Here is a 6,990-nt window from a genome sequence, read left to right on the forward strand (position 1 = left end):
ACGCGGACCGGCAGAAGCTGGTCGTCGCTGGAGGCGCGGAACGGCGACCAGGTGAGGCCGGCGAGCGTGTTCAGCTCTTCGCCCTTGTCGCCCTTCGTGCGATCGGTGCCGTAGTTAAGCACGAACGTGCGCAGCTTTTCCTTGGTCTCGGCCGAGAGGTCCTTCGACCAGACGATCGGGTCCGACGAGATCAGCGGCGACTTCCAGATGATCTTGACCTTCTGGAAGGCGGCCAGCTGGTTCTTCTCGATCAGGGCGAGGTTCTCGGTGTTGTTGGTCGCGGCGTCGAGCTGGCCGTTGGCTACGCCCATCGCGTTCGTCTCGTGATTGGCGTTGGTCACCGTCTTGAAGCAGGACTTCGGGTCGATGTTCCGGGCGCCGAACACGAAGGCCATCGGCACGAGGTAGCCCGAGGTCGAGTTCGGATCGCCGAGGCCGAAGTTCAGCGTCTTGTCACACTTGAGGAGGTCGTCGACGCTGTTCAGCGGGGAATCCTTGGGCGCCAGGATCAGGCCGTAATAGCCCGGCTCGCCGCTGACCGGCACGGACTGGGCGAAGACTTCGCCGTTGGCGCGGTCCACCGCTTCCATCGCCGACTTGTTGCCGAACCAGCCCATCTGGACCTTGCCGAAGCGCATGCCCTCGATCACGCCGGCATAATCGGTGGCGAAGAAGGGTTCGATCTCGAGACCGGTTTCCTTCTTCATGTCGTCGAGGAACGGCTGCCACTTCGTGCGCAGGTTCTGCTGCGACTCGGTCGAGATTATGCCGAAGTTGATGGTCTCGGCGATGGCCGAGCCAGCGAAAGTCGAGGCGAGCGCGAGCGCCGCCAGACCCTTCAGGATCGCGTTCATTGTCGTCTCCGATGGTTGGATGGGTTCAGGCGGCCTCGAAGGCTCCGAGCCGCTGATGTGCCGCCGGCTCTGGCCGGTGGTCGGGATGCGCTGCCGGGGCTTCCGGCAGGACGAGTTCTTCCGAGGCTGCGCCGTAGAGCTCGGACAGGAAGGTGTTGGTCAGCGCCGAGGACGAACCGTCGAAGACGATCTGGCCGTCCCGCATGGCGATCGTGCGCGGGAAATAGCGGCGCGCGTACTCGACCTGATGAAGCGATACCAAGACCGTGATGCCATCGGTGCGGTTGATGTCGGACAGGATGTCCATCACCCGGCGGGCCGATGCCGGATCGAGCGAGGCGATCGGCTCGTCGGCGATCAGGATGCGCGACTTCTGGACCAGCGTCCGGGCGATCGCCGCCCGCTGCTGCTGGCCGCCGGAGAGCGTGGAGGCGCGCTGGCGCCAGACCTTCTCGATGCCGACGCGGGCGAGGGCGCTCCTGGCTTCCGACTTCTCGCCCGCGCTGAAGACGCCGAACGTGCCGCGCCAGCGCGGGATGCGCCCGAGCTTGCCGACGAGAACGTTGGTGAGGACCGACAGGCGCGACACGAGGTTGAACTGCTGGAAGAGGATCGACACATCGCGACGCATCGTGCGCGCGCCCGGCAGACGGCGCCCGCCCGCCTGTGTCGGTACGTTGAAGATCGAGACCCGGCTGTCGCCGCCGTCACCGAGTTCCAGTCCGGCGATGTGGCGGATCAGCGTCGACTTCCCCGATCCCGAGGCACCGATCAGACAGACCATTTCCCCCGAACCGATGGACAGGTCGATGCCCGACAGGGCCTGCGTCGTTCCGAAGCGCTTCGACAGGCGAGACACGGAGATCGCGGTCATGGCGGTCGTCCTTCCGGTTTTCCCGGACAGTGTCACGAAGCGATGCGGTTCGCGTGACGCGCCGATGAAGGTTGCGTGACGCCTTCGTAGCGGTCGAGAAAGGCGCTGGCGTCGAGGGTGCGGAAGTCTTCGAGCGCGGCATGCAGCGTGTCGTGCGGCCAGTCCCACCAGCCGAGCGCATCCATCCGCTCGCCGACCCCCGGGCCGACGCGGTCGCGGATCGGGCGGGCCGGGACGCCGCCGACGATCGTGTAGGGGGCGACGTCGCGCGTCACCACCGCGCCCGAGCCGACAACCGCGCCGTTGCCGATGGTGATGCCCGGCAGCACCGTCACGCCGTGGCCGATCCAGACGTCGTGGCCGATGTTCACGGTGTTCTCGCGCCGTGCCTCGAAGAAGTCCGCCTCGTCCTCGGCGCCTTCGAAATAATCTCCGGCGCGGTAGGTGAAGTGGTGCAGCGTGGCGCGCCAGACCGGATGGTTCGTCGCGTTGATGCGCACCGAGGCCGCGATGTTGACGAACTTGCCGATGCGGGCGGCGAAGATCCGGCAGTCTTGCATCACATAGGAATAGTCGCCGAGGACCGTCTCGGTCAGGACGGACCGCGCCTCGACCTCGGTGTATCGGCCGAAGGACGTAGTCTCGATCTCGGCCGTCGGATGGATCCACGGCGTGTGTTCGCTGAGCTTCGGCATCAGGCGGCCCTCCGGGCGGAAAAAGCTGAGACGTCGAGGATGCGCGTGGCGACGGCCGCACGGACGGGCTCGTCGTGGAAGATGCCGAGGATGGCGACACCGGAAGCGAGCTTCTCGCGGATCATCGACACAACGACGTCGCGGTTGGCGGCGTCGAGGGAGGCCGTCGGTTCGTCGAGAAGCAGGATCGGATGATCGGTCAGGAAACCGCGCGCGATGTTGACGCGCTGCTTCTCGCCGCCGGAGAAGGTCGCAGGCGGCAGGTCGAAGAGGGCATCCGGCAGGTTCAGGCGGCGCAGCATGGCGGCCGCCCGCCGGCTCGCATCCTCGCGCGGCACGCCGAGCCGGACCAGCGGATCGGCCACCACCTCGAGCGCCGAGGCTCGGGGCACGGCGCGCAGGAACTGGCTGACATAGCCGATCGAGCGCTCGCGAAGGCGGAGCACCGTGCGCGGGTCTCCGGCACCGAGGTCGCGCATCTCGCCGTCGGCAGCATCGCGCACGAGGATCGAGCCGCGATCCACCGCGTAATTGCCGTAGATCATGCGCAGGATCGAACTCTTGCCGACGCCCGAGGGCCCGCCCAAAACCACGCATTCACCGGGGTGAAGCTCGAAGCGGACGTTCTCGACGACGGGCAGCGTCAGCCCGCCGCGCAGGTGCATGGTGAAGGACTTGGCGACGCCGTCGACGGACAGGAACGGAGCGGACACGGTCAGGACTCCGGGATCGAGGCGACGAGGAGCTGAGTGTAGGGGTGGTGCGGATCGTCCAGCACCCGGTCGGTCAGGCCTTTCTCGACCACGCGACCTTCCTTCATCACGATCATCCGCTGCGACAGGAGCCGCGCCACGGCGAGATCGTGGGTCACGATGATGACGGACAGCCCGAGGTCGGCGACGAGGCCGCGCAGGAGGTCGAGCACCCGCGCCTGCACCGACACGTCCAGCCCGCCGGTCGGCTCGTCCATGAAGACGAGACGCGGATGCGTGACGAGGTTGCGGGCGATCTGAAGCCGCTGGCGCATGCCGCCGGAGAACTCGATCGGCCGGTCGTCGATGCGGCTTCCGGCGATCTCGACCCGACCGAGCCAATCCTGCGCCGTTTCGCGCAGGGTCCCGTAGTGGCGCTGGCCGACGGCCATCAGCCGCTCGCCGACATTGGCTCCGGCGGAGACCCGCATCCGCAGCCCGTCGGCCGGGTTCTGATGGACGAAGCCCCAGTCGGTCCGCATCAGGAGCCGCCGCTCGGCCTCGGTGAGGGTCGCGAGGTCGCGGGTTACGCCGTCCCGCATGGCGTAGGAGACGCTGCCGGCGGTCGGCTCGAGGCGCGCCGAGATGCACGACAGGAGAGTGGTCTTGCCCGAACCGGACTCGCCGACGATGGCGAGCACTTCGCCGGGCCAGAGATCGAACGAGACGCCGGTGCAGCCGACGCGCGATCCGTAGCGCTTTTCGAGATTGCGGACCTGGAGGAGAGGGGTTTCCATGGTCATTCCGCGGCCTCCCCGAGCGCGAGGCCGGTTTCGGCGGCTTCGCGCTGCGTCTCGCAGTGATCGGTGTCGGAGCAGACGAACATGCGTCCGCTTCGGTCGTCGGTGACGACCTCATCGAGATAGGCGCCCGTCGAGCCGCACAGGGCGCACGGCGTGCGGAAGCTCTGGACGCGGAACGGATGGTCCTCGAAGTCGAGGCTGACGACCTCGGTGTAGGGCGGCAGCGCGTAGATGCGCTTCTCGCGGCCCGCCCCGAAGAGCTGGAGTGCCGGCGAGCGGTTCATCTTCGGATTGTCGAACTTCGGGATCGGCGAGGGGTCCATGACGTAGCGCCCCTCGATTTTCACCGGATAGGCGTAGGTGGTCGCGATATGGCCGTGACGCGCGATGTCCTCGTAGAGCTTGACGTGCATCAACCCGTATTCCTCGAGCGCGTGCATCGTCCGCGTTTCGGTCTCGCGCGGTTCGAGGAAGCGCAGGGGCTCGGGGATCGGCACTTGGTAGACAAGGATCTGTCCGGCCCGGAGCGGCACCTCGGGAATGCGGTGGCGGGTCTGGATGATCGTGGCTTGCGCCGTCTTCGTCGTGGTGGCGACGAGCGCGACGGACTGGAAGAATGCCCGGATCGACACCGCATTGGTCGTGTCGTCGGCGCCCTGGTCGATGACCTTGAGGACGTCGTCCGGACCGATCACCGCTGCGGTGACCTGCACGCCGCCCGTCCCCCAGCCGTAGGGCATCGGCATCTCGCGACTGGCGAAAGGGACCTGATAGCCGGGGATCGCGATCCCCTTGAGGAGCGCGCGCCGGATCATGCGCTTGGTCGCCTCGTCGAGATAGGCGAAGTTGATGGCGGGAAGCTCGGTGCTCATTCGGCTGCCTCCTGACGGGCGTCACGCTCGGCGTTGAGCTGACGCACGAGGTCGAGTTCGGCCTGGAAATCGACGTAGTGGGGCAGCTTGAGATGCTCAACGAAGCCGGTCGCGGCGACGTTGTCGCAATGCTCCAGCACGAACTCCTCGTCCTGCGCCGGGCTGCGCCGCTCCTCGCCGTACTCGTCGGCCCGCAGCGCGCGGTCGACGAGGCTCATGGCCATCGCCTTGCGCTCCGACTGCCCGAACACGAGGCCGTACCCGCGCGAGAAGCGGGCCGGCTCGTCGGGCCCGCCGGTGAACTGCGCCACCATCTGGCATTCCGTGACGCGCACGCGCCCGATAGTGACGGCAAAGCCGAGTTCGGGAAGCTCGACCTCGACATCGACCAGCCCGATCCGGATTTCGCCGACGAAGGGATGGGTGCGCCCGTAGCCGCGCTGTGTCGAATACCCGAGCGCCAGGAGGAAACCCTCGTCGCCGCGCGCCAGCGCCTGAAGCCGCAGGTCGCGTCCGGCCGGGAAATCGAGGGGATCGCGCGTGATGTCGCCGGGCTCGCCACCGGGTTCGCCGTCGTCCTCCATCAGCCCTTCCGCGCCGAGGAGATCGGTCACCCGGGGTGCGACGGCGGTCGGTGCAGCGCGGCGTTCCGGCTCGGCGACGGCTTCGTCGCGCGCCATCGCGGGGTCGAGCAGGCGGTGGGTGTAGTCGAAGGTCGGCCCGAGAAGCTGGCCGCCCGGCAGGTCCTTGTAGGTCGCCGAGATGCGCCGCTCCAGCCGCATCGCGCCCGTGTCGAGCGGCTCGGCGGCGCGGAAGCGGGAGAGGGTGGTCCGAAAGGCGCGCAGGAGGAAGATTGCCTCGATCAGATCGCCCCGCGACTGGCGGATGGCGAGCGCCGCGAGGTCGGGATCGTAGAGCGAGCCTTCCGCCATCACGCGGTCGACGCCGAGCGCCAGCTGCGACGCGATCTGCTCGATCGTTAGCGCCGGGATGCTTCGGTCTCCGCGGCGGCGATCGGCGAGCAGCCGGTGGGCCTTCTGGATGGCGGCCTCACCGCCTTTGACGGCTACGTACATCTCACGCCTCCTCGACGCGGGTCGTGCGCGGCAGCACGAGGCATTGGGCGTCGGTTGTCAGAACGAGGTCGTGCCCACGCGGAAACAGTGCGCGGTTCGCCGCGCGGGCGGCGACGAAGCCGGCGGGCAGACCGAGGGGCGCGATGCGGCGCGTCGTCTCGATCCCGGGGCCGGACAGCGACAGCGACGCGCCGCCTTCCAGCGACTGTACCGGCAGGATCAGCGTCGAGGAGCGATCGGGATAAACGTCGGTGCCGAGCGGGAAGCGATGCCACTTCGCAGGATCGGATATTGGTGACAGAACCGCGAAGGTAGCCCCGGCCGGATGGGCGAGAACGGCCGCACCGGTCTGGAAGGCGATCCAGGCCGCCGCGTCGGCCGCGTCGTCTGCTTCGAGAAAGACCGGCGCATCCGCATCGGCGAGCGTCGCCAGCAACGTTGCGATCGCAGGCGTCAGAGGGCTCGGCGCGAAGACGAAGCCGCCGAGATCGATGATGGTGCCGGGCTCCGCGAAGGCGCCCATGATCCGTCGGAATGCGGCCTGCGAGCCGAGGACCGGATCGACGAAGCCGCCGGAGACGGCAGTGGTGGAAAGCGCAGCGGACATGGCGTTCAATCCTCGCCCCGGGCGACGGTGAAGAAATCGACGCGTGTGGCTTCCGTCTCCTCGGCCCGGCGCTCCAGCGCCTTGGCGTCGGCGGCGAGTGCTGGCGTCACGACCTCGGTCTCGATCCGATCGCGCCAGATATCGGTCTGCCAGAGGGCGTCGAAGTGAGCGGCAATGCGGGCCGTCTCGGCGTCGCGCCCGAGGATCATCGCGTGCCCCACTTCGCCAGTTGCGAGCCGCACCGTGGCGCGGCAGACGCTGGCCTCTCCGAGGTTGAACGCCGCACCGCCGCCGCCCGCCCGGCCGCGCAGCATGACAAGGCCGACCTCCGGTCCGCGAACGGGCATGGCCGCAGGCACATCGTTCGCAAACCCAGCGAAGCGTTCCTTCAGGAAGCCGCAGGGCGCCAGCGCCAGCGCGTTCATGGCGCGCTTGCGGGCATCGTCGGCGCGCGCATTGGGGGGAGTGGCGGTTTCAGGCATCATGTACGACCCGCTTCCGGTTGTCTATTTGTCTA

The 6,990-nt window shown here is 68.0% G+C and carries 9 protein-coding genes; all 9 read right to left on the bottom strand.

Annotation, left to right across the window (positions count from 1 at the left end; translation table 11 throughout):
- On the bottom strand, positions 1 to 854 hold an 854-nt coding region (gene phnD, locus QZ753_RS11200; RefSeq protein ID WP_294643749.1), incomplete at its 3' end, for a phosphonate ABC transporter substrate-binding protein.
- Between the two features lie 25 nt (positions 855 to 879).
- Complete coding sequence (phnC, locus tag QZ753_RS11205) at positions 880 to 1,728, bottom strand: phosphonate ABC transporter ATP-binding protein (protein WP_294643752.1); 849 nt, start codon at positions 1,726 to 1,728, stop codon at positions 880 to 882.
- A 32-nt stretch (positions 1,729 to 1,760) separates the two neighbouring features.
- Positions 1,761 to 2,423 carry a DapH/DapD/GlmU-related protein gene (locus tag QZ753_RS11210; RefSeq protein WP_294643753.1) on the bottom strand — a complete coding sequence of 221 codons (663 nt, stop codon included), beginning with the start codon at positions 2,421 to 2,423 and terminating at the stop codon, positions 1,761 to 1,763.
- On the bottom strand, positions 2,423 to 3,136 hold the full coding sequence (gene phnL / locus QZ753_RS11215) for a phosphonate C-P lyase system protein PhnL (RefSeq protein WP_294643755.1): 714 nt from the start codon (positions 3,134 to 3,136) through the stop codon (positions 2,423 to 2,425). Before phnL ends, QZ753_RS11210 begins: the two co-directional genes overlap by 1 nt.
- Positions 3,137 to 3,138: 2 nt before the next feature.
- Positions 3,139 to 3,918, bottom strand: coding sequence for a phosphonate C-P lyase system protein PhnK (gene phnK / locus QZ753_RS11220; RefSeq protein ID WP_294643757.1), 780 nt, complete (start codon positions 3,916 to 3,918; stop codon positions 3,139 to 3,141).
- On the bottom strand, positions 3,915 to 4,790 hold the full coding sequence (locus tag QZ753_RS11225) for an alpha-D-ribose 1-methylphosphonate 5-phosphate C-P-lyase PhnJ (protein ID WP_294643759.1): 876 nt from the start codon (positions 4,788 to 4,790) through the stop codon (positions 3,915 to 3,917). The genes phnK and QZ753_RS11225 overlap by 4 nt, the downstream gene beginning before the upstream one ends.
- Positions 4,787 to 5,866: a carbon-phosphorus lyase complex subunit PhnI gene (locus tag QZ753_RS11230; RefSeq protein WP_294643761.1), complete on the bottom strand. Its 1,080-nt coding sequence runs from the start codon at positions 5,864 to 5,866 to the stop codon at positions 4,787 to 4,789. Before QZ753_RS11230 ends, QZ753_RS11225 begins: the two co-directional genes overlap by 4 nt.
- 1 nt (position 5,867) lies before the next feature.
- Positions 5,868 to 6,473, bottom strand: coding sequence for a phosphonate C-P lyase system protein PhnH (gene phnH / locus QZ753_RS11235; protein WP_294643762.1), 606 nt, complete (start codon positions 6,471 to 6,473; stop codon positions 5,868 to 5,870).
- 5 nt (positions 6,474 to 6,478) lie between these two features.
- The gene (phnG, locus tag QZ753_RS11240) at positions 6,479 to 6,958 is read right to left on the bottom strand and encodes a phosphonate C-P lyase system protein PhnG (protein WP_294643763.1); all 480 of its coding nucleotides are present in this window, start codon (positions 6,956 to 6,958) and stop codon (positions 6,479 to 6,481) included.
- Positions 6,959 to 6,990: the final 32 nt, after the last annotated feature.

Source organism: uncultured Aureimonas sp. (genome assembly GCF_913775355.1).
In the GTDB taxonomy this organism is placed as follows: domain Bacteria; phylum Pseudomonadota; class Alphaproteobacteria; order Rhizobiales; family Rhizobiaceae; genus Aureimonas.

Bases quoted from the DNA above. Each gene is read 5' to 3' on its own strand.
- QZ753_RS11225 (WP_294643759.1), bottom strand. From the start codon at position 4,790: ATGAGCACCGAGCTTCCCGCCATCAACTTCGCCTATCTCGACGAGGCG.
- phnH (WP_294643762.1), bottom strand. From the start codon at position 6,473: ATGTCCGCTGCGCTTTCCACCACTGCCGTCTCCGGCGGCTTCGTCGAT.
- phnG (WP_294643763.1), bottom strand. From the start codon at position 6,958: ATGATGCCTGAAACCGCCACTCCCCCCAATGCGCGCGCCGACGATGCC.
- phnK (WP_294643757.1), bottom strand. From the start codon at position 3,918: ATGACCATGGAAACCCCTCTCCTCCAGGTCCGCAATCTCGAAAAGCGC.
- QZ753_RS11230 (WP_294643761.1), bottom strand. From the start codon at position 5,866: ATGTACGTAGCCGTCAAAGGCGGTGAGGCCGCCATCCAGAAGGCCCAC.
- QZ753_RS11210 (WP_294643753.1), bottom strand. From the start codon at position 2,423: ATGCCGAAGCTCAGCGAACACACGCCGTGGATCCATCCGACGGCCGAG.
- phnC (WP_294643752.1), bottom strand. From the start codon at position 1,728: ATGACCGCGATCTCCGTGTCTCGCCTGTCGAAGCGCTTCGGAACGACG.